At 54.3% G+C, this 19,400-nt stretch carries 18 protein-coding genes; 7 read left to right on the top strand and 11 right to left on the bottom strand.

Features of this window, described 5'->3' with window-relative positions; genetic code table 11:
• The first annotated feature begins 87 nt into the window (after positions 1-87).
• Entirely contained in the window at positions 88-1,209 is a 1,122-nt protein-coding gene (gene rnd / locus AC6I8D_RS11410; protein WP_312055780.1) for a ribonuclease D, read from the top strand.
• Between the two features lie 53 nt (positions 1,210-1,262).
• Here rnd and minE read toward each other — a convergent pair whose 3' ends face one another.
• From minE to minC, 3 genes are read right to left on the bottom strand one after another with little or no spacing between them, the layout of a single operon-like run.
• The gene (gene minE / locus AC6I8D_RS11405) at positions 1,263-1,532 is read right to left on the bottom strand and encodes a cell division topological specificity factor MinE (RefSeq protein WP_031374622.1); all 270 of its coding nucleotides are present in this window, start codon (positions 1,530-1,532) and stop codon (positions 1,263-1,265) included.
• 3 nt (positions 1,533-1,535) lie between these two features.
• Positions 1,536-2,348 (bottom strand): septum site-determining protein MinD, encoded by an 813-nt coding sequence (gene minD, locus AC6I8D_RS11400; protein ID WP_031374621.1) that lies wholly within the window; start codon positions 2,346-2,348, stop codon positions 1,536-1,538.
• Positions 2,349-2,381: 33 nt separating this feature from the next.
• On the bottom strand, positions 2,382-3,092 hold the full coding sequence (minC, locus tag AC6I8D_RS11395; RefSeq protein WP_497820217.1) for a septum site-determining protein MinC: 711 nt from the start codon (positions 3,090-3,092) through the stop codon (positions 2,382-2,384).
• A 155-nt stretch (positions 3,093-3,247) separates the two neighbouring features.
• Between minC and AC6I8D_RS11390 the strand changes: the two genes are divergently transcribed.
• The 3 genes from AC6I8D_RS11390 to ycgN all read left to right on the top strand — a co-directional run bounded on the left by AC6I8D_RS11390 (position 3,248) and on the right by ycgN (position 5,006).
• Complete coding sequence (locus AC6I8D_RS11390; RefSeq protein ID WP_031374619.1) at positions 3,248-3,523, top strand: YcgL domain-containing protein; 276 nt, start codon at positions 3,248-3,250, stop codon at positions 3,521-3,523.
• 313 nt (positions 3,524-3,836) lie between these two features.
• Complete coding sequence (locus tag AC6I8D_RS11385) at positions 3,837-4,496, top strand: fumarylacetoacetate hydrolase family protein (protein ID WP_312055782.1); 660 nt, start codon at positions 3,837-3,839, stop codon at positions 4,494-4,496.
• A 63-nt stretch (positions 4,497-4,559) separates the two neighbouring features.
• Complete coding sequence (gene ycgN / locus AC6I8D_RS11380) at positions 4,560-5,006, top strand: cysteine cluster protein YcgN (RefSeq protein WP_031374617.1); 447 nt, start codon at positions 4,560-4,562, stop codon at positions 5,004-5,006.
• Between the two features lie 71 nt (positions 5,007-5,077).
• Here the strand turns inward: ycgN and dsbB are convergent, their stop codons facing one another.
• Positions 5,078-5,608 carry a disulfide bond formation protein DsbB gene (gene dsbB / locus AC6I8D_RS11375; protein ID WP_497820216.1) on the bottom strand — a complete coding sequence of 177 codons (531 nt, stop codon included), beginning with the start codon at positions 5,606-5,608 and terminating at the stop codon, positions 5,078-5,080.
• A gap of 123 nt (positions 5,609-5,731) precedes the next feature.
• Positions 5,732-7,261: a sodium/proton antiporter NhaB gene (gene nhaB, locus AC6I8D_RS11370; RefSeq protein WP_312055784.1), complete on the bottom strand. Its 1,530-nt coding sequence runs from the start codon at positions 7,259-7,261 to the stop codon at positions 5,732-5,734.
• Between the two features lie 212 nt (positions 7,262-7,473).
• Here nhaB and fadR point away from each other — a divergent pair, with 212 nt between their 5' ends.
• A complete protein-coding gene (fadR, locus tag AC6I8D_RS11365; RefSeq protein WP_497820215.1) occupies positions 7,474-8,193 on the top strand; it encodes a fatty acid metabolism transcriptional regulator FadR in 720 nt (239 codons plus the stop codon).
• Positions 8,194-8,233: 40 nt separating this feature from the next.
• Here the strand turns inward: fadR and AC6I8D_RS11360 are convergent, their stop codons facing one another.
• Entirely contained in the window at positions 8,234-9,769 is a 1,536-nt protein-coding gene (locus AC6I8D_RS11360; protein WP_312055786.1) for a SpoVR family protein, read from the bottom strand.
• Positions 9,770-10,256: 487 nt separating this feature from the next.
• Between AC6I8D_RS11360 and AC6I8D_RS11355 the strand changes: the two genes are divergently transcribed.
• Together AC6I8D_RS11355 and dadX are read left to right on the top strand one after the other, a co-directional pair.
• Positions 10,257-11,576, top strand: coding sequence for a D-amino acid dehydrogenase (locus AC6I8D_RS11355; protein WP_497820676.1), 1,320 nt, complete (start codon positions 10,257-10,259; stop codon positions 11,574-11,576).
• A 19-nt stretch (positions 11,577-11,595) separates the two neighbouring features.
• Positions 11,596-12,666: a catabolic alanine racemase DadX gene (dadX, locus tag AC6I8D_RS11350; protein WP_497820214.1), complete on the top strand. Its 1,071-nt coding sequence runs from the start codon at positions 11,596-11,598 to the stop codon at positions 12,664-12,666.
• Between the two features lie 2 nt (positions 12,667-12,668).
• Here the strand turns inward: dadX and AC6I8D_RS11345 are convergent, their stop codons facing one another.
• From AC6I8D_RS11345 to AC6I8D_RS11325, 5 genes are all read right to left on the bottom strand, one after another.
• Positions 12,669-13,862, bottom strand: a complete 1,194-nt coding sequence (locus AC6I8D_RS11345; protein ID WP_312055789.1) for a multidrug effflux MFS transporter — start codon at positions 13,860-13,862, stop codon at positions 12,669-12,671.
• Positions 13,863-13,989: 127 nt separating this feature from the next.
• Positions 13,990-15,456, bottom strand: coding sequence for an undecaprenyl-phosphate galactose phosphotransferase WbaP (wbaP, locus tag AC6I8D_RS11340; RefSeq protein WP_497820213.1), 1,467 nt, complete (start codon positions 15,454-15,456; stop codon positions 13,990-13,992).
• 378 nt (positions 15,457-15,834) lie between these two features.
• On the bottom strand, positions 15,835-16,068 hold the full coding sequence (locus AC6I8D_RS11335; protein ID WP_069728546.1) for a DUF1480 family protein: 234 nt from the start codon (positions 16,066-16,068) through the stop codon (positions 15,835-15,837).
• Positions 16,069-16,145: 77 nt separating this feature from the next.
• Complete coding sequence (locus tag AC6I8D_RS11330) at positions 16,146-17,873, bottom strand: potassium/proton antiporter (protein WP_031374607.1); 1,728 nt, start codon at positions 17,871-17,873, stop codon at positions 16,146-16,148.
• A gap of 250 nt (positions 17,874-18,123) precedes the next feature.
• Complete coding sequence (locus tag AC6I8D_RS11325; protein ID WP_312055791.1) at positions 18,124-19,398, bottom strand: YeaH/YhbH family protein; 1,275 nt, start codon at positions 19,396-19,398, stop codon at positions 18,124-18,126.
• Positions 19,399-19,400: the final 2 nt, after the last annotated feature.

The raw sequence follows: 19,400 nt of genomic DNA, 5'->3' as shown, positions 1-19,400 counted from the left end.
ATTCAGGTTAGACGCCGGCATGTCCGGCGTTTTTATTGTGTTTAACATGGAGCACCGCACGTTGTTAGCTGCGGTGAAAAATGAGACGTGAATTACTCTTTGATCGACCAGGATGAACAACTGGCTGAAGTGTGCCAGAAAGCGCGCCAGCATACGGCAGTGGCACTGGATACTGAATTCGTCCGCACCCGGACCTACTACCCGCAACTCGGATTGATCCAGCTGTTCGACGATCACCAGTTAGTGCTAATCGATCCTCTTGCAATTCGTGACTGGTCACCGTTTATCGCGTTGCTGACCGATACCGCAGTGACTAAATTCCTGCACGCTGGCGGCGAAGATCTGGAAGTCTTCCTGCACCGTTTTGGCGTCCTGCCACAGCCGATGATCGATACCCAGATTCTGGCGGCGTTCTCCGGCCAGCCGCTGTCGTGGGGCTTTGCCTCGATGGTGGCGCATTTTACCCAGGTCGAACTGGATAAGAGTGAGTCCCGCACCGACTGGCTGGCGCGCCCGCTGACCGAGCGTCAATGTCAGTATGCCGCGGCGGATGTGCATTATCTGCTGCCGATTGCCCATCAGCTGATGGTGCAGACTGAGGCGGCAGGCAACATGGCGGCGGCACTCAGTGAGTGTGAAAACCTGTGCCAGCGTCGCCTCGATAGCTTAGCGCCTGAAGAAGCGTGGCGTGAGATCACCAACGCCTGGCAACTGCGTCCGCGTCAGCTGGCAGCGCTGCAGCGGCTGGCTGCATGGCGTCTGAAGCTGGCGCGTGAAAAAGATATGGCGGTTAACTTTGTGGTGCGCGAAGAGCATCTGTGGAAAGTGGCGCGCTTCCTGCCGGGTTCGCTGGGCGAACTGGACCATCTTGGCCTCTCCGGTCATGAGATCCGTTTCCACGGTAAAATGCTGGTGGCGCTGGTGGCAGAAGCCCAGGCGCTGGATGAGAATGAATTGCCTGCGGCGCTCGGCAACCTGATTGACCATCCGCATTACAAGCAGGTGTTTAAAGCGATGAAAGCGCTGGTGCAGCAGGTGAGTGAGCAGAGCGGATTCAGTCAGGAATTACTGGCGTCACGGCGACAGATTAATCAGGTTCTGAGCCAGCACTGGGGATTGAAGCCACAGGGACGTCAGCCAGAGTTACTGACCGGATGGCGCGGCGAATTACTTAAACCCGGCATAGAAAAGATTCTGGCCGAGGTGTGACCGATAAAATTTCCCCTGCAACAGCGCAGGGGAAATTCAGGAAACGGTCAGCGTCATTTAGTCACTTCTTCCGTTTCCGGTAGCGTAACGTTCAGCTCCAGAATTGAGATGTCGTCACCTTTCTGATCGAGCTGAACTGTGACCATTTCCGGATCGATTTTCACATATTTGCAAATCACTTCCAGAATGTCGCGCTTAAGTTGCGGAAGATAGTGGGGCTCACTGTCGCCCCTTCTGCGTTCTGCCACGATAATCTGCAGCCTTTCCTTGGCTATGTTGGCAGTGTTCTTCTTCCGGGATAAAAAGAAATCAAGTAATGCCATGGTTTATCCCCCGAACAGGCGTTTCAGGAAACCCTTCTTCTCTTCTTCAATAAAGCGGAAGGGGCGTACTTCACCGAGCAACCGTTCAACGGTATCGGCATAGGCTTTGCCAGCATCAGATTCACCATCAAGGATCACCGGCTCGCCCTGGTTAGAGGCACGTAACACCGATTGATCTTCCGGGATCACGCCGACCAGAGGAATGCGTAAAATTTCCAGCACGTCTTCCATACTCAGCATGTCGCCACGATTAACACGGCCCGGATTGTAACGGGTCAGCAGCAGATGCTCCTTGACCGGCTCCTGGCTGTTTTCAGCGCGACGGGATTTTGACGAGATGATCCCGAGAATACGGTCTGAGTCACGTACCGAAGAGACTTCCGGGTTAGTGGTGATGATCGCTTCATCAGCGAAGTACAGCGCCATCAGTGCACCGGTTTCAATCCCTGCTGGCGAGTCACAGACGATAAAATCGAACTCCATCGCCGCTAAATCGTTCAGTACTTTTTCGACGCCTTCACGGGTCAGCGCATCTTTGTCGCGGGTCTGTGACGCAGGCAGAATGTAGAGCTGCTCGGTACGTTTATCGCGAATCAACGCCTGATTCAGCGACGCATCGCCCTGAATCACGTTGACGAAGTCGTAGACCACGCGTCGTTCACAACCCATGATCAAATCGAGGTTACGCAGGCCGATATCAAAATCGATAACAACCGTTTTTTTGCCTTTCTGCGCTAAACCGGTGGCGATGGCCGCGCTTGACGTGGTCTTACCAACGCCCCCTTTACCGGATGTAACTACAATAATGCGTGCCATAAATGTTGATTTCCTTAACAAAAGAAAAGGGGCCTAATTAAGTGTCTGGATGGTGAGCGCGCCATCCTGCAGGCAAAGGCGCGCAGCTTTACCAAAATATGCTTCGGGGATCTGATCCATGATCCAGTATTCGCCCGCAATCGAGACCAGCTCTGCTGCCAGATTGGTACAGAAAATCTGACAGTTGCGGTCTCCGCTGGCACCGGCGAGCGCGCGACCGCGCATCATGCCGTAAATATGAATGTTGCCGTCGGCAACCAGTTCGGCGCCAGCACTGACGCTGCTGGTGATGATTAAATCAGCGTCACGCGCATAAATTTGCTGACCCGAACGCACCGGGGTATTCACGATGCGGGTTTTTGCTGCCATTGTCGGTTCAGCGGCCATCGGCTGAGGTTCCGGCGCGGGAGCAGCAACATCACTGCGCGTTTTCGCCTCTTTACCCTCTGCCAGCACCGGCAAGCCAGCGCGGGAAATCATGCGTTTCAGCGCATCATCTTTACAGCCGCTGACGCCGACAATCCGCAAACCGGTGGCGATAATCGCCTGCTGTAGCTGCTTCCAGTTAATATCGGCACTTAAGGCCGCAACGTTCAGCACTACCGGCGCGTTTTTCAGAAAATCCGGAGCCTGGTCAATCTTGTCCTGAAGTGCCTTACGAATCACCGCGGGATCGTGGTGATGCAGATGGACGACAGATAGGGTGAAACTGCTACCTTTGAATTCGATTGGCGTTTGCGACATCTGTCCCGACTCAGTCCTGTTTTCACTACCGCTGGCTAAGCGATGATAAAATCATCATTAAAGCGCCAACGGTGAATATTCGAAGTTCTGCAAGCATGTTATAGTTACAGCTATATTCAGACAAGCCTCAACGCTGGTTAATTCGAGTAAAAAATATGTTTTGTGTGATCTACAGAAGCCCGCTGCGCGACCAGACTTATCTTTATGTTGAAAAAAAAGACGATTTCTCTCGCGTTCCGCCAGAGTTGCTGAAAGGGTTTGGCAAGCCGCAGCTGGCAATGGTGCTTAAGCTGGCGGGCCGCGACAGGCTGGCTAATGCAGATATCAATAAAGTAAAGCAGGGATTGAGTGAGCAGGGCTATTATTTACAGCTGCCGCCGCCGATAGAAAGTCTGCTTACTGTTCATCTGCAGACAGATAAAAAAGTTTAATTCAGATTCATCTGTAAATATTAATCCTGTCGCGCTGATGCCGTCAGGATTAATATTTTTCCTACCCCGCTAAAATTAAACCTACTGCTTATCTATCCAGTTATTTTAAATTGCCTGCCTGATATTTAACGTCATTTGTACGTTTATTCATCAGTTCAGCGCGCTGATTCACGCTTTTTGACAAATTCTTCCCCCCGGAGAGCTAAAAGCGTCTTATTATCAGGCGATGAGGTTGGCATTTCGATCAACACAGCCGCAAACATCGACCCGCCAGCCACGCTGGCATCACACCTAACCTACGCAGGGGATAAGCATGTATCAGCATCGTAACTGGCAAGGCGCTCTGTTGGACTTTCCGGTCAGCAAAGTGGTTTGCGTCGGCAGCAACTATGCGAAACACATTAAAGAGATGGGCAGCGCCACGCCCACCGAACCGGTGATTTTCATCAAGCCGGAAACCTCGCTGTGTGATTTGCGCCAGCCGCTGTCGATTCCGGATGCGTTTGGCGAAGTACATCATGAGGTTGAGCTGGCGGTCCTGATTGGCGCAACCCTGAAGCAGGCGACTGAAGCGCATGTGGCGCAGGCGATTGCCGGCTATGGCGTGGCGCTTGATTTGACGCTGCGTGACCTGCAGGCGGGGCTGAAGAAAGCGGGCCAGCCATGGGAAAAATCGAAAGGCTTCGATAATTCCTGTCCGATTTCCGGTTTTATCCCGGCCGCTGAATTCAGTGACGACCCGCAGAATACCGAACTTAAGCTGCGGGTGAATGGTGAGGTGCGTCAGCACGGTTCCACTGCGGATATGATCCATAAAATCCTGCCGCTGATTGCCCATATGAGCCAGTATTTCACTCTGCGTGCCGGTGATGTGATCCTGACCGGAACCCCGGAAGGGGTCGGTCCGATGCGCTCTGGCGATCAGCTGGAAGTGTCACTGGCCGGACACGGCATCAGCACGCGCGTACTGTAAAACTTGCATCGCCGCACCAGAGGCTTTATAAGGTGCGGTTTACGCTAAACCCGGACAATCATCATGACTGACACCCCTTTCTGGCAACACAAACGCCTGGCACAAATGAGCGATGAGGAATGGGAATCCTTGTGTGATGGTTGTGGGCAGTGCTGTCTGAATAAGCTGCAGGATGCCGACACCGATGAGATCTACTTCACCAACGTCGCCTGTAATCAGCTGAATATCAAAACCTGCCAGTGCCGCAATTATGAACGTCGCTTCGAACTTGAAGAGGATTGCATCAAGCTGACGCGCGAGAACCTCACCACCTTCGACTGGCTGCCGCGCACCTGCGCCTATCGCCTGTTGGGTGAGGGCAAGCCGCTGCCAGCCTGGCATCCGCTGCGTGCCGGCTCAAAAAAAGAGATGCACGCCCAGCGGATTTCAGTGCGTTACATTGCGGTGCGGGAGAGTGAAGTGCGCGACTGGGAAGATCACATTATCGATCGACCTGACCGTAACGGCTAAGCGCCGGAGTAATCATCAAAAAAGGCTGCCAGTGGCAGCCTTTTTGCTATCAGCGACGCAACAGTTTGTTATCAGCGACTGAACAGATCGCGGCGTTTCGCTTTAAACGGCTGGGCGATCAGCACCAGCAGCGCGACCAGCAGGTAAGCGGCGAACACCACGATCATCCACTGCGGCATGCTGAAGGTCAGGAAGGTCCAGCTGCGGTCTGCACAATCGCCGCTGGCGAGAAACACCGACGGCAGCCATTTATCCAGCGGTAAGCCACTGGGGAAATGTGCCGCAAAGTCACAGGTGGTAAAAGGATTGGGATGCAGCTGAATCATGGTGTGTTCATAGGAGAGGCGCAGACCTTGCCATGCGCTGTATAACCACAATGCCAGCGCCACCAACCGTAACGGCGTTTTTGGCGCTATGGCGCCGATCAGACCGGCACCCATCACGCCGAATAACGCATTGCGTTCATAGATACACATTACGCAGGGCTTGAGTCCCATGACATGCTGGAACCATAACGCCGTAAGTTCCAGCGCCAGCGCTGTCAGGGCCAGTAATAACCAGGCTCCGCGACCACGAGAACATTGATTCAGATATCGTAACATATTGCATTCCCTGTAAACGTTAATGCCTCGCAGTGTAAACCATAAGCGCCGCCAAACCAGCCTGGCGCAGGGAAAAATCATGTTCAAATATGACCTGAACCTGATCCAGACCGGCTAAAAGGTTTACAGGTGCGGCGGTGAAAGCCATCCGAGACTGAGCAGGCTGTCGGTATACGGCACCAGCAGAAAGTGGATTGCCAGATAGCCAACCAGCGACAGTACCACGGTAAACGGCAGTGCCATCCACACCATCCGTCCGTACGACAGACGAATCAGTGGTGCCAGCGCCGAGGTCAGCAGGAACAGGAATGCCGCCTGGCCATTCGGAGTGGCGACCGACGGCAGATTGGTACCGGTGTTGATCGCCACCGCCAGCAACTCAAACTGCCGGGCGTCAATCGCGCCACGATCAAAGGCATGACGCGCTTCATTGATATAAACCGATCCGACGAAGACGTTATCTGAAATGGAGGAGAGCAGGCCGTTGAAAACGTAGAACCACTTAAGCTGGGCGTCGGGCTCCGTGCTGAGCACAAAGGTGACCAGCGGTGCAAACAGCTGCTGCTCAATGATCACCGCCACGATGGCAAAAAACACCGTCAGCAAGGCGGTAAACGGCAGCGCTTCGGTGAACGCCTGACCAATCGCGTGCTCATCGGTGATGCCGCACAGCGCCGTGGCCATAATAATCACCGACAGCCCAATCAGACCGACCTCTGCCAGATGAAACGCCAGCGCGACAATTAACCAGAGGCCAATCGCCGCCTGAATCCACAGTTTCAGCTTCTCCTGGCGGGTACGCTGTGCAGCATTCTGCTGTTCACTCTCTTCCAGCAGTTGACGCACGCTGGCCGGCAGAGTGGCACCATAGCCAAACCAGCGGAATTTTTCGACCAGCACGCTGGTGACGATGCCGAAGATCAGCACCGGGACCGTGACCGGCGCCATCCGCAGAAAGAACTGGACGAAGTCCCAGCTGGCAGCATGGGCAATAATCAGGTTTTGCGGTTCTCCCACCATGGTCATCACGCCACCCAGTGCGGTACCGACGCCGGCCTGCATCATCAGGCTGCGCAGAAAGGCGCGGAACTGTTCCAGCGTCTCACGCTGTGCCAGCGGATGCTGCTGGAATTGCGGATCGGAGGCGACCCGGTGATAGATCTCATAAAAGCTGACGGCCACGCTGATTACCACGGCCAGTACCGTCAGCGCGTCGAGGAAGGCGGAAAGAAAGGCGGCGGCCAGACAGAACGTCACGCCGAGCAGCACTTTTGAGCGGATTGACAGCAGCAGGCGAGTAAAGACAAACAGCAACAGCTGCTTCATGAAGAAGATGCCTGCCACCATAAAGATCAGCAGCAACAGCACTTCCAGATTATTTGCCAGCTCGGTTTTGACCTGATCGGCGCTGGCCATGCCGATAATTATCGCCTCAACCGCCAGCAGGCCGCCTGGCAACAGCGGATGGCATTTAAGCGCCATGCCGAGGGTAAAAATAAATTCTGCTACCAGCAACCAGCCGGCGGCAAACGGGCTGACAAACGCATAAATCAACGGATTCACGATCAGGAAAACCAGCATTAATGCTTTATACCAGTCGGGCGACTGGCCGAGAAAATTCCGTTTTAACGCTTGCCCGTATGTCATCTCCATCTGAATAAGTATCCTGTTGTTGTGTATGGATTTCTGCCGCAAAGAATAATCCTTAGCGGTGCCGGGCGCAAATTAGCGCGGTTTCACCGTGAGTCAGCCCGGAAAATTGCATCCGCGTCCGGTTTAAAGTGTTGCGCAGGCTATATCCGCTATAGGGCGTCTGGTATGATGAGTGCCCATCACGATTAAGAAAGCAACGAGAACACACTGCTATGGTAATTAAGGCTCAGAGCCCAGCGGGATTTGCTGAAGAGTATATTATTGAAAGCATCTGGAACAGCCGCTTTCCGCCAGGGTCGATTCTTCCTGCTGAACGTGAGCTTTCTGAATTGATTGGGGTAACACGCACCACCCTGCGGGAAGTGTTACAGCGTCTGGCACGTGATGGCTGGCTGACCATTCAGCACGGTAAACCGACCCGGGTGAATGACTTCTGGGAGACCTCCGGACTGAATATTCTGGAAACCCTGGCGCGTCTCGATCACGACAGCGTGCCGGTGTTGATCGATAATCTGCTGTCGGTTCGTACCAATATATCGTCAATTTTTATCAGTCGCGCGCTGCGTCATCATCCGGAAAAAGCACGTGAAGTGCTGGAAACCGTGGCCAGTGCGGATGATCAGGCTGATGCCTATACCGAACTCGATTACCGGATATTCCGTGGTCTGGCGTTTGCCTCCGGCAACCCAATCTATGGTTTGATCCTGAATGGGCTGAAAGGACTCTACACCCGGGTCGGGCGTCACTACTTTTCTAACCCGGAAGCGCGTCAGGTGGCGCGTGACTTCTATATTGGACTGCTGGCGCTGTGCGACAAAGAGCCGAGCCAGGATGAGATTGTTGATGCGGTGCGCCATTACGGCCGTCGCAGCGGTGAAATCTGGCACAGCATGCAAAAAAGCATGCCGGATGACCTCGGCAGTAAACGCTAACAAAAAACCGGACATCGCGTCCGGTTTTTTTATACTCAGGTCAGAGTGGTGAGCCACGTGAGGGCGTGCGATCGAGCAGTTCGACGCTGCCATCTTCATTCTGCTGTTCCAGAATCACATCAAATCCCCACAGACGATGCACATGCTTCAGCACCTCGCGGCGGCTTTTATCCAGCGGGGTACGGCTCTGCGGTACATAGCGCAACGTCAGCGAGCGATCGCCACGTAAGTCCACGTTATAGACCTGAATGTTAGGCTCCAGATTGCTCAGGTTGTACTGCGCCGAAAGCTGCTGGCGAATTGCCCGGTAGCCCGCTTCGTCATGGATAGCCGCAATCTCAAGGTAATTGTTGCGGTCATCATCCAGCACGGTAAACAGCCGGAAGTCACGCATCACTTTCGGCGACAGGAACTGACTGATGAAGCTCTCATCCTTGAATTCACGCATCGCAAAGTGCAGGGTTTCCAGCCAGTCCGAACCGGCAATATCCGGGAACCAGTAGCGATCCTCTTCGGTGGGTGACTGGCAGATGCGCTTGATGTCCTGGAACATCGCAAACCCTAAGGCATAAGGATTGATGCCGTTGTACCACTGGCTGTTGTACGGTGGCTGAAACACCACGTTGGTGTGGCTGTGCAGAAACTCCATCATGAAACGTTCCGACACTTTGCCTTCGTCATACAAATGGTTAAGGATAGTGTAGTGCCAGAAGGTGGCCCAGCCTTCGTTCATCACCTGGGTCTGCTTTTGCGGATAGAAATACTGGCTCACCTTACGCACGATGCGCAGGATCTCACGCTGCCACGGCTCCAGCAGCGGCGCGTTCTTCTCCATAAAATAGAGCAGGTTTTCCTGCGGTTCAGACGGATAACGCGCCGCTTCAACCTGCACCGTCTCTTTTTCACGCCGTGGCAGCGTACGCCACAGGGTATTCACCTGGCTCTGCAGATACTCTTCACGACTCTTCTGTCGCGCTTTCTCCTCCTGCAGCGAAATCTTCTGCGGCCGTTTATAACGGTCAACGCCGTAATTCATCAGCGCGTGGCAGGAGTCGAGCAGTCGTTCGACTTCCTCAACGCCGTAGCGCTCCTCGCAATCACTGATGTAATTTTTGGCAAACAGCAGGTAATCAACAATCGAACCGGCATCGGTCCAGCTGCGGAACAGGTAGTTATTTTTGAAGAAAGAGTTATGACCGTAACAGGCGTGTGCCATCACCAGCGCCTGCATGGTCATGGTGTTCTCTTCCATCAGATAGGCGATGCAGGGATTGGAGTTGATCACAATCTCGTAGGCCAGACCCTGCTGACCATGCTTGTAGCGCTGTTCGGTTTCAATGAACTTTTTACCGAATGACCAGTGTGAATAATTGATCGGCATACCGACGCTGGAATAGGCGTCCATCATCTGTTCAGAGGTGATCACTTCGATTTGGTGCGGATAGGTATCGAGCCGGTAGAGTTTCGCCACACGGTCGATCTCGGCTAAGTAGACATCCAGCAGTTCGAATGTCCAGTCTGGTCCGTCATTGAGTCGTTTGCTGTCCTTGATGGGATCGTCAAAGATTGTCGTCATAGCGCACCTCTTTTTTTGCAAACTGGCTGACCCGAAAGGCAACCCGTTCCGGTTATTTAAGGCTTCATCCTGAGAAAGGGAACCCGAAAAAAACTGAGCGAACACAACAATGATAGTCCACTGTCGCCTATCCGAAATGCGAACTCAAATGAATTCTTTGGCAGAAAATCATTCAGAGTGGATTAGTGTGGAATTTAATAGCCTTTAACTCGACCGTGAATTTAAAATGTGGAATATAATCCTGTTTATAAGCGCTTTGTATGGGGTTGAATGATTCTCCTGCCAAAAGCAGATTTAACTGGCTTCGTTGTCATTTATTTCTGAATTGGCCCGATAAGGCGGATAAATCTCTGAATTTTTCGCGGTGATATGATTTTAGTTACCTGTTAAGTAAAAAAGATGTGAAATAGTTGCTGAAATTTCGGGGTGATATCCGCTGAGTGAATCCGCTGAATGTCGCCTGATGAACAGTGAATTATGCTTTTACATGCCGGGTGGGGGACATATGCACGTTGTGATTCTGGGAAGTGGTGTGGTAGGTGTGGCGAGCGCGTGGTATCTGGCGCGGGCTGGACATCAGGTGACGGTGATTGATCGTCAGCCTGCCGTGGCGCTGGAGACCAGCGCAGGCAATGCCGGTCAGATTTCGCCAGGCTATGCAGCGCCCTGGGCGGCGCCGGGCGTGCCGCTAAAAGCGGTGAAGTGGATGTTTCAGCGGCATGCCCCGCTGGCGGTGCGGCTGGATGGCAGCAGCTTCCAGCTGGAGTGGATGTGGCAGATGTTACGTAACTGCGATATCAACCACTATCAGCAGAACAAAAGCCGGATGGTGCGGATTGCGGAATACAGCCGTGATTGCCTGAAAGCGCTGCGCGCCGAAACCGGCATCGCCTATGAAGGCCGGCAGGGCGGCACCCTGCAACTGTTCCGCACCCAACAGCAATACGACAGCGCCAGCAAAGATATCGCGGTGCTGCGCGAAGCGGGCGTGCCCTACGAATTGCTGGAAGCCCATCAGCTGGCGCGGGTTGAACCGGCGCTGGCGGCTACGCAGCATAAACTGACCGGCGGTTTACGCCTGCCGAATGATGAAACCGGCGACTGCCAGCTGTTTACCCAGCGGCTGGCCAAAATGGCAGAACAGGCCGGCGTGGTGTTCCGCTTTAATACCCCGATCGACCACCTGCTGCGCGACGGTAATCGTATCTACGGCGTGAAGTGCGGTGAGGAGATCGTTAAAGCGGATCAGTATGTGGTGGCGCTGGGCTCCTATTCCACCGCGCTGCTGCGCAACGTGGTCGATATCCCGGTCTATCCGCTGAAAGGTTATTCACTCACCATCCCGATTAAAAATCCGGATGCTGCACCGGTCTCAACCATTCTCGACGAAACTTACAAAGTCGCGGTGACCCGCTTTGACGATCGTATCCGGGTGGGCGGCATGGCGGAAATTGTTGGTTTTAACACCAGACTGACCGAAGCACGGCGGGAAACGCTGGAGATGGTGGTCAGTGATCTCTATCCTGAAGGCGGTCATCTGGCGCAGGCCAGCTTCTGGACCGGCTTACGTCCCATGACGCCCGACGGTACGCCAATTGTCGGCGCCACCCCGGTGGCTAACCTCTGGCTTAACACCGGTCATGGAACGCTGGGCTGGACGATGGCCTGCGGTTCGGGTCAACTGCTGGCCGATTTGATCAGCGGTAAAAAACCGTCGATCGCCGCCGATGACTTATCGGTGTTCCGCTACTTACCCGGTTTCGTGGCGAGTGCTTCGCCACTGCGTAACGCCAACGCTACTCGTTAAGCTCTCAGGGAGAGGAAGGATGTCACGTCCGATTGTCGCCACCATCAATCAGCAGGCATTGCGACATAACCTGGCGGTGGTTCGCCAGGCCGCACCTGCGTCCCGCGTCTGGTCGGTGGTTAAGGCTAACGCTTACGGCCATGGACTTGCCCGCGTCTGGGAAAGTCTGGCCACCACCGACGGCTTTGCCCTGCTTAATCTGGAAGAGGCGATTCTGTTGCGCGAGCAGGGCTGGAAAAAACCGATCCTGCTGCTGGAGGGGTTTTTTCAGCCAGAGGATCTGCAGCTGATCGATCGCTATCGCCTGACCACCAGCGTGCACAGTAACTGGCAGATTAAAGCGCTGGCTAACGCGACGCTGTCGGCACCGATTGATATCTATCTCAAGGTCAACAGCGGAATGAACCGGCTCGGTTTCCGGCCCGAACAGGTGAACGCGGCATGGCAGAAACTGCGTGCGCTTAACAACGTCGCTGAAATGACGCTGATGGCCCATTTTGCGGATGCCGAGAATCCCGACGGCATTATCGTTCCGCTACAGCGGATTAAGCAGGCGGCCGAAGGATTGAGCTGCCCGCGATCGCTGTCCAACTCCGCCTGTACCCTGTGGCACCCTGAAGCGCATTATGACTGGGTGCGGCCCGGCATTATTCTGTATGGCGCGTCACCGAGCGGCGACTGGCAGGATATTGCCAGCAGCGGTCTGCAACCGGTAATGACGCTGAGCAGTGAGATTATCGGCATTCAGCAGCTACAGGCGGGCGATGGCGTCGGCTATGGCTACCGTTATCATGCGACGCAGGCGCAGCGGATAGGGGTGGTGGCCTGTGGCTATGCGGATGGTTATCCGCGCCATGCTCCAACCGGTACGCCGGTCAGCGTCGATGGGATACAGACCCAGGTGGTGGGTGCGGTGTCGATGGACATGATCACTGTCGATCTGACCCCCTGTCCGCAGGCCGGAATCGGCTCGCGGGTGGAATTATGGGGCGAACAGGTGAAGATCGATCAGGTGGCAAAAGCGGCCGGAACGGTGGGGTACGAACTGATGTGCGCACTGGCTCCGCGCGTTCCGGTTCAGCTAAGTTAAGGTCAGCTCAGCGCGGTCACCCGGCCGCGCATCTTCCTGCTGCAGCGCCAGGCGATCAACGCCAGCACGGCACCCAGCAACATCATCAGACTCAGTGACAGCTTTTCAGCCATCGGCAGCGCCACGATAATCAGGCTGCCTGCCGCACCGCCCGCCATCTGGATAAATCCCTGTAATGCGGAGGCTACCCCCGCCTGTTGCTGATACGGCTCCAGCGCATAGCTGGTGGCCGGACCGACGGTAAACGCCAGACCGGCTACCGATACCGCCACCGGAAACATATACAGGGCCCAGTGAGTCTGCATCGACGCCGGGAACAGCATCATTCCCGCCAGCAGCAGCAGCGCCCCCAGCAGCATGGTAATAAAGCCCATCGCCAGGCAGAACGGCCGTCCCGCTTTGCGGATGGTTTTATTGACGAACACGCTGACAAACATAATCCAGAAGCCGTTGGCACCAAAGGCAAAGGAGAACTGAATTGGCGATAAGCCACCCTCGGTCATCAAAACCTGCGGAGCCAGTGAGACATAGGTCAGCACCATGCCCAGAGCGCCCGCATTAGCAAAGGCAAAAGCGAGAAAGCGTGGCTGACGCAGAATGGCAGCATACTGGGCAATCGGCAGACCTTTGACCCGCAAAGTATCGGCCGGACGCGTTTCCGGCAGCCAGATAATCACCAGCAGCATGATCAGCGCGCCGTAGCCGCACAGGAACCAGAAGGGCGCGCGCCAGTCAAAAGCGCTGGCCAGCAGGCCACCCAGCAGCGGTGCCAGCGCCGGCACGATGTTTAACGCGCCATTCAGAAAGCCGTAGGCGCGTGCTGCGTCATCACCGCTCAGACGGTCACGTACGCCGCTGAAGGCGACCACTGCGCTACAGCAGACGCCACAGCCCTGCACCAGGCGGGCAATCAGGAACAGCGGAAACGAGGTGGCCGTAGCGGCGATGACGCTGCCTGTAATATAGAGCGCCAGCCCGAGCAGGGCGATCGGCTTGCGACCGTAGTTATCCACCAGCGGGCCGGTGACCAGCTGTCCCAGTCCCATCACCAGCAGAAACAGAGGAATAGTGGTCTGCACCAGATTGACCGGAGTATTCAGCCCTGCTGCAATCTGCGGCAGCGTGGGCAAATAGAGATCGATGCCTAAAGGTGCCAGCAGTACCAGGCTCAATAACAGTAGAGTAAATTTTTGCATATCGACCAGAGGGTAAACGTTCTGTTAAAAAACGAGCCGCAGAGGGTAATGATTCAGCGCGAAAAAAGATAGAGGGGAACGTGCGGAAGTTGCGATGCCTGCTGTAAACAGGCATCGCATAACAGGTTTAGTAAGCGCCGTCGCGGCGCAGTACTACACCGGCGGTTTTAAACAGGATAGCGATATCGGTCCACAACGCCCAGTTTTTGACATACCAGGAGTCAAAGTAGACGCGGGTGTCATAGTCGATGTCATTACGTCCGCTGACCTGCCACAAGCCGGTCATGCCGGGCTTCGCCATCAGATAGTAATCAACATCACCGGCATAACGCTCCAGCTCCGCCTCAATCACCGGACGCGGCCCCACCAGGCTCATTTCGCCGCGGATCACGTTCCACAGCTGCGGCAGCTCATCCAGGCTGGTTTTACGCAGGAAGCCACCAATCTTAGTGATGCGCGGATCGTTCTTCAGTTTAAAGTCCTTATCCCACTCAATACGCGCCGCTTCGCTGGTCGCCAGCAGATTCTCCAGCACCTCTTTCGAGTTGGTGACCATAGAACGGAATTTAAGGCATTTAAACTTCTTACCATCCTGGCCGACGCGCTCATGGCCGTAGATAGCGTTGCCGCCGTCGCGTTTCACCATGTAGCAGAGCAGGGCGAAAATCGGACCGAGGAACAGCAGCAGCATTGAAGCGACAATCAGGTCAAAGGCGCGCTTCAGGAACCGCGACGAATGTTTGGCCAGATTGTTGCTGACCCGCAGGATCATCACTTCATGACTGAAGATAAACGACATGTCGGTACCGTAGAGCGGCACACCGCGCAGGGTCGGGATCACCGAGACTGAGCGACAGTTCATCTTCGACAGGAACTTCAGCCAGCGGTCGCGCATCGGTTGCTGCTCATATTCCATCGCCACAATAAACTGCACGTTGTCGCGGTCGATGGTTTGCCAGTTGATATCCTTCCAGGTAATCACCGGCACGCCATTCACCGTCTGCTGCGTCGGCACGTCATCTACTGAGATAAATGCCTGTACGTTATAACCGAGGATCTCCTCGCTTTGCAGCGCGGCGTAAGCTTCGGTGGCGTTGCGGCCCGAACCAATAATAATGGTCTCTTTCTGCCACTGACCGGCTTTGTTAATGGCGCGCTTAACCAACGCGCGCATTAATGGCAGCAGCAGCAGCGCGTAGGTCCAGCTGAACACCCACACCATGCGGGAAAAATCCCACTTAGAGAAAGCAATCAGGGCGAGATCGAGCAAGGAGAAAACGAAAAGCGTTTTAACGATTTCTTTCAGCTCGAACCAAAAGGGTTTGCGATAGGTGTAGTGGCGCAGGCGTACCCAAAACCAACCGGTACACATGACGGACATAATAAACTGCGCGACAAAGCGGTATTCAATTTGTTGCGGGGGAATAAATGTATCCAGCTCTCCCCAAATACCCTGAATAGTGGCGGCCGATAAAAACAACGCCAGATTAAGTGCAATCAAATCAGAAAAACTCAGGGCGAACTTCACGATGATATTTTTACGCGTTCCGCTCCACGAGCGGATCGGGTTATTCATTATCAATGTACTTGCCATAAAACCTGCTCTCTTTCTTAAGTAAAAGATGGCCTGACCAGAATCAAGTACGCGTTCAGGAGTGGGCTACTGAAAAAATTAAAAAATAATTTTCAGTCTGTTGCAGTCAGTACAGCCAAACGAAGCTGCGAAAAGAGCGACCGGAAAAGCGTGATGTCACTCACGAAATATTGCAGCGTTGAGAAGGAGTATGCAGGAGTTATTTGACAGAGTTAATACGGAAAAAATCTGAAAACATGAAAATTGATTAAAGTTTTAAAGGGGTAACCGATTGTTTTAGAAGGATAAAATAAGAGAAGGGGCGGTTATAACCAAACTGTTTAAGACTATTTTTAGGAATTACCGCCAGTTGATTTGACTGGCGGTCGGGTGAGCAACTCAGGCTGGCTTCTTTAAAATCCAGCGGTCCTGCTGTTTATCGTAATGCCCGATTTGCAGATTAACCGGTTCGCCGTCGATCCAGGCCGGAACGCTGGTATCACGATCCCAGCCGTCAAGTTGCGTAATTAAGCCGGGATTGGTATCACAGGGGATACTGACGGTGTCGGGGTTCTCACTGTCAAGATCGGCATCCACAATCTCATAACGTCCAATTTTAACCACGTGTCCCATTCATTTCTCCCGTTTGTGCTGGCTTGAACTATTAGCTTAGTGCATCAGCAGAAATTAACGTGGCTGAATGATTAGGATTATTCCTTCTCTTCAGCCGGACGTACGCCAATCTTCACGATCCGGTTATCTTCTTTCTCGGCGACGGTCCAGGTTAGCTGATTCCATTCCACCTGATCGCCAACCACCGGCGCGCCGCCCAGCATGCTGAGCATCAGTTGCCCCAGCGATTGCTGGTCATTGGTCGCTTCGTCCAGCTCAAGGCCGTAGATTTGCGCCACATCGCGCAGACGGGCTTCTGCATCCAGAATGAAGTCTCCGAAGAAGCGCTGATCGAGCGACACCGGCGGCGACTGGCTGAACATCTTGCCGAGCGCTGGCAGATCGCGCTCACGGCCAATCACGCAGATCACATCGTTCTCTTTCAGGCGCGTCCCGCCATTGGGGTGCATCAGCACGTTATCGCGGAACAGTGCCGCGATCCGGGTTTCACGCGGCATCTGCAAATCGCGCAGCGCGGCACCGACACACCATTTATCGGCGCTGAGCTGATAAACAAACTGCTCCCACGGATTCTCCGGATGAATATCCAGACCCACCCGGCTGATTGGCGAGGCGGTCGGCGGCACTACCACTTTGGCTTTTTTGGCGGCAAAGCCCAGCGAGGTGCCCTGCAGCATCAGCGAAACCAGCACCACGAAGAAGGCAATATTGAAGTAGAGCGAGGCATTTTCTAACCCCGCCATCATCGGGAATACCGCCAGGATAATCGGCACCGCTCCACGTAAGCCCACCCAGCTGATGAAGAAACGTTCGCGGGTGGTGAAACTGCGGAATGGCAGCAGGCCGATAAACACTGACAGCGGACGCGCTACCAGAATCAGCCACAGCGACAGAATCATCGCTGGCACCGCGATATGCCACAGGTCTGACGGCGTAACCAGCAGGCCCAGCACGATAAACATCCCAATCTGACTCAGCCAGGCCATGCCGTCGAAGGTCTGCAAAATGCCGTGACGGTTACGGATTGGGCTGTTACCCAGCAGAAAACCGCACAGGTAGACCGCGAGGATGCCGCTGCCTTCTAACACCGTAGTCAGGGCAAAAACCAGAATGCCGCCACTCAACGCCAACAGCGGATAAAGTCCACCGGCCAGGCTGATGCGGTTAATTAACTGCTGTAACGCCCAGCCGCCGCCCAGGCCTAACACAATGCCCAGTCCAAACTGCTGCACCAGATGCACCAGGAACATCCAGTCGAGCCCGGTCTGGCCCTGCTCAATCATCTCAATAAGGGTAATGGTCAGAAACACCGCCATCGGATCGTTACTGCCGGACTCTATCTCAAGGGTTGAACTGACGCGCTCATTCAGGCCCTTATCGCCCAGCAGTGAGAACACCGCCGCCGCGTCGGTTGAACCGATAATTGCGCCAATCAGGAAGCCCTGCATCATATCCAGATTAAACAGCCAGGCGGCCACCACGCCGGTTAAGCCGGCGGTAATCATCACGCCGATGGTCGCCAGCGACAGGGCGGGCCCCAGCGCCACCTTAAACGAGCTGGCTTTGGTTCGCATGCCGCCATCCAACAGGATGATGGCCAGCGCCAGGTTAGAGATCAGATACGCAGCGGGATAGTTATCAAAGGCGATGCCGCCGATGCCATCAATTCCGGTCAGCATGCCCAGTGCCAGGAAGATAACCAGGATAGGAATGCCGAGACGCGAGGAGAAAGAGCTGAGCAAAATGCTTGAGGCTACCAGCACAGAACCGATGATAAACAGACTGTAAACAATGGTGTGGTTCAAACCCGGGCTCCTGAGATATGGCGTTGAGTTGCATCAAATCATGACAAATGTCCATGCTATGTCTGAAAGATAATGTTTTATCAAGGAGTTGTCATGGTCAAAATGAAAATTATACGAATTGCTTAGTGGCAAATGGTATCAGATTAATGTGAAGAATGAGGGAGTTGGCAGGCAAGCGGCAGAAAACCGACTGTTTTATCAGGTTATTCGGCAGATAAAAAACAAGCCGGTGATAAGCCGGCTTGGTTGATCAGGCTTCGGTTGCCTGTTTATGGAACAGAGATCGGAACACCGGATAGATATCTTCCGGTTCGCGAATATGCTCTATCGCGAAGTTATCGAACATCGCCTGCAGATGCTCATACTCGCGCCACAGCGTCTGGTGGGCACGGCGGGTGATCTCAATATAACTGTAGTAACGCACTACCGGCAGGATATTCTTCGCCAGAATTTCGTGACAAAGCGGTGAGTCATCGGCCCAGTTGTCGCCATCGGACGCCTGCGCAGCGTAGATATTCCACTGTGCCGGGTCATAACGTTCTTTGACCACCTCATCCATCAGTTTCAGGGCGCTGGAGACGATAGTACCGCCGGTCTCCTGCGAGTAGAAGAACTCCTGTTCGTCGACCTCTTTAGCCTGAGTATGGTGGCGGATATAGACCACATCGACATTCTTGTAGGTCCGGCTCAGGAACAGATAGAGCAGAATATAGAAACGCTTGGCCATATCTTTAGTGGCCTGATCCATCGAACCCGAGACATCCATTAAGCAGAACATCACCGCCTGGCTGGAGGGTTCCGGGCGTTTCTCAAAGTTTTTGTAGCGCAGGTCAAAGGTGTCGATAAACGGCACCCGTTCGATGCGTGCGCGCAGCTCGGCGATATCTTTGCGCAGGCGTTCCTCTTCCAGCAGCTGAGCCGGTTCCGATTTTTCCACGATGCTGAGCGTCTCTTCCAGCTCATGCAGCATACGCCGTTTACCTGCGGTCATCGCCGTTCGGCGCGCCAGTGAATTTTGTAACGAGCGCACCACGCTGATGTTGGCGGGAACCCCGTTAGAGGTGTAGCCGGCACGGTGCGTTTTGTACTCATTCAGCTGACGATGCTGGTTGCGGCGAAGGTTGGGCAGCGCCAGATCTTCAAACAGCAGATCGAGATACTCATCCTTAGAAATCTGAAAGACGAATTCATCCTGACCTTCGCCATCCTGACTGGCATTGCCCTGACCACTGCCGCCACCACCGCCGCCCTGCGGCCGCTCGATGCGGTCATTCTGCACAAAATGGTCGTTTCCAGGATGCACGCGATGGCGATTACCGCCGCGTCCCTGGTGAAAAATCGGCTCATTGATGTCATCAATAGGTATCGAAACAGATTCACCGCTGCTGACGTCGGTAACCGAGCGTTTATTAATGGCCTCGGAGATCGACTGCTTGATTTGCGACTTGTAACGGCGCAAGAAGCGCTGGCGGTTGACCGCGCTCTTGTTTTTACCGTTAAGCCGGCGATCGATGAAATAGGCCATAG

Source organism: Pantoea sp. X-Soil-MYKO-1785 (assembly GCF_059730675.1).
Note: the sequence above shows the minus strand (reverse complement) of the source record. Positions and strands in the feature narration are given on the sequence as shown.